The organism is Pseudomonas sp. (assembly GCF_049301935.1).
In the GTDB taxonomy this organism is placed as follows: Bacteria; Pseudomonadota; Gammaproteobacteria; order Pseudomonadales; family Pseudomonadaceae; genus Aquipseudomonas.
In genome coordinates this window covers 1-2,349 of sequence record NZ_JBAQLP010000123.1, presented here as the reverse complement: position 1 = coordinate 2,349, position 2,349 = coordinate 1, and the positions used below count along the sequence as shown (strand labels likewise).

4 protein-coding genes are annotated in these 2,349 nt (G+C 46.7%); 3 read left to right on the top strand and 1 reads right to left on the bottom strand.

The genetic code is table 11. The features are described from left to right. The first annotated feature begins 137 nt into the window (after positions 1-137). The 3 genes from WA145_RS16300 (at position 138) to WA145_RS16290 (ending at position 2,022) form a co-directional block, all read left to right on the top strand. On the top strand, positions 138-662 hold the full coding sequence (locus WA145_RS16300) for a hypothetical protein (protein ID WP_422582568.1): 525 nt from the start codon (positions 138-140) through the stop codon (positions 660-662). Between the two features lie 87 nt (positions 663-749). Next, positions 750-1,199 carry a hypothetical protein gene (locus tag WA145_RS16295; RefSeq protein WP_422582567.1) on the top strand — a complete coding sequence of 150 codons (450 nt, stop codon included), beginning with the start codon at positions 750-752 and terminating at the stop codon, positions 1,197-1,199. 364 nt (positions 1,200-1,563) lie between these two features. After that, on the top strand, positions 1,564-2,022 hold the full coding sequence (locus WA145_RS16290; RefSeq protein ID WP_422582566.1) for a GNAT family N-acetyltransferase: 459 nt from the start codon (positions 1,564-1,566) through the stop codon (positions 2,020-2,022). Positions 2,023-2,086: 64 nt separating this feature from the next. On the opposite strand, the gene WA145_RS16285 is transcribed toward WA145_RS16290, so the two are convergent. Next, on the bottom strand, positions 2,087-2,349 hold a 263-nt coding region (locus tag WA145_RS16285), incomplete at its 5' end, for a hypothetical protein (protein ID WP_422582565.1).

Here is a 2,349-nt window from a genome sequence, read left to right as displayed (position 1 = left end):
GGCGTCAGCCTTTTCTTTCTGCGTTGCGGCGGCTACCGTGTCAGGCCCGACAGGCCTAACAAATGGCTCAAATCGTTCGCTGCGCTCACTGGGACGGGCTAAAGCCCGCCCCTTAGCCAAACGTTATACGGACCAGCATGAAATCTTGGTTAGAACTTGAAGAAAGATTCCGCGAAATTAAAGAGCCGCTCAAGTATCTCCGGCTTGATATTCAGTGGGGATCCGCTGGCGAGCACTGGAGCATTACTGGAATGCCGCACAGCCATGAATCTTCCCAATTTGAGCTTCTAGCGGGAGTCTGCGGGCGACTTTTAGAAGAGTGCTTTGACCACAAGAGCCCTCTGGGGAAATTACTTCTTTCTGAACCAAACACAAAAATCAGATGGTATAAAGCGCTCAAAGAACTTAGCCGCTCTACAGAAACTATGCTTCCAGCATACGAACTTGATGAAGCAGGAAATCGCACAGGCACTATTTACTGCGGAAGCATTGGCCGAGTAGTAGATGTATCTGCCAATCTCTGCCTCTTAATGCATGCAGAACACCCTATTCAAGATCGCCGAAATTTCTTTTCAAAACTTTACGCCGACTACGGAAAAGAAATTGTAATTGGTAGCATAATCGCAGTTATTACGGCAATTATTGGCTTTTTCTTTGGGTAGTCTCGTATAACAATTGGTTCAAACCGTTCGCTTCGCTCACTGGGACGGGCTAAAGCCCGCCCCTTAACCAAACGTTAGATTACTCGCATGACTGAAGAACTCATCGAACTTCCCACAGATTCACGACAGTGGCTTCTACAGGCCTTTTACTCAGCGATGCTGTTTATTGTCGTAACAAAGATAGCCAACACTACAATTGCAATCGCAGGAGTTTTGGTTTTAAACACCATAATGCTGGCAAAACCTGTAACAGCATTAATTAACATACAAAATAAGACGCTACAATATGTATACAGAAAACCATATTCGCTCCGACGCCAATCTACAATTGATCTCTCAAAGTTTTCCAGAATCTACACGCAAGTCGAAAGTTACGCCGGCAGGTCTTTGCACTTAAGCGGCCCCAAAGGCGAACATTTAATGCTCGCAAAATTTAACCAACATCCAACATCACCAAATCAACACATTAAAGAAATAACTGAACTTAGAGAAACCATCGCAAAGGCGCTTAAAATCCACGACGGCGGCGATGTGTAATCTAACTAGTGGTTCAAATCGTTCGCTGCGCTCACTGGGACGGGCTAAAGCCCGCCCCTTAACCAAACGTTAGGCAGCCTCCGGCAACGCTTGCCGAATTGGTTTACCCGCAACATCGCGTCGCTAGTAAGTCGCATAGTTAGTGGCATTATTCAAAGGAGTTGGTTTATGCCGGACACCGTAACAATTAACTTACCGCGTTCACCTTCCAACTCGGCGGCGTCAGCCTTTTCTTTCTGCGTTACGGCGGCTACCTTGTCAGGCCCGACAGGCCTAACAAATGGCTCAAATCGTTCGCTGCGCTCACTGGGACGGGCTAAAGCCCGCCCCTTAGCCAAACGTTATGCTTCATTCTGGAGTTCACATGGAAGTACATATAAACAAAGCCGAACTAACTAACCTTCAAGGAGTCGCCGAACTTTTTGATGCATACAGAGTATTTTATGGCAAAAAACCTGACTTGACGCTTGCGCGCGACTTTATAACCGAGCGATTAGAAAATTCAGAGTCAACTATCTTTTATGCTCAAACTGCTGACGGAAAATATGTAGGCTTTACTCAGCTTTATCCGAGCTTCTCATCTGTATCAGCTCAGCGCTCATGGATTCTAAATGACCTGTATGTTTCCGAGAAAGTTAGAGGCAAGGGTATTGGTAAGAAACTTCTGAGTAAAGCCAAAGAATACGCCATCATTACAAAGGCAAAGGGAATATCACTTGAGACTGCAAGATCAAACATCCAAGCCCAAAAACTCTATGAATCTCTCGGCTACATTAAAGATCTCGACTATTACAGTTATTACTTGAGCTTAAACAAAGCATAACAATAGGTTCAAACCGTTCGCTGCGCTCACTGGGACGGGCTAAAGCCCGCCCCTTAACCAAACGTTAGGCAGCTCCGGGGAAATTTCCTAGCTTAGTTTTTACCCGCAACATCGCGTCGCCAGTAAGTCGCATACTCAGTGGCATTATTAAAAGGAATTGGTTTATGCCGGACACCGTAACAATTAACTTACCGCGCTCTCTTTCCAACTCGGCGGCGTCAGCCTTTTCTTTCTGCGTTGCGGCGGCTACCGTGTCAGGCCCGACAGGCCTAACAAATGGCTCAAATCGTTCGCTGCGCTCACTGGGACGGGCTAAAGCCCGCCCCT

Excerpts from the sequence above, each read along its gene's own strand:
- WA145_RS16300 (WP_422582568.1), top strand. The coding sequence starts at position 138 with ATGAAATCTTGGTTAGAACTTGAAGAAAGATTCCGCGAAATTAAAGAG.
- WA145_RS16295 (WP_422582567.1), top strand. The coding sequence starts at position 750 with ATGACTGAAGAACTCATCGAACTTCCCACAGATTCACGACAGTGGCTT.
- WA145_RS16290 (WP_422582566.1), top strand. The coding sequence starts at position 1,564 with ATGGAAGTACATATAAACAAAGCCGAACTAACTAACCTTCAAGGAGTC.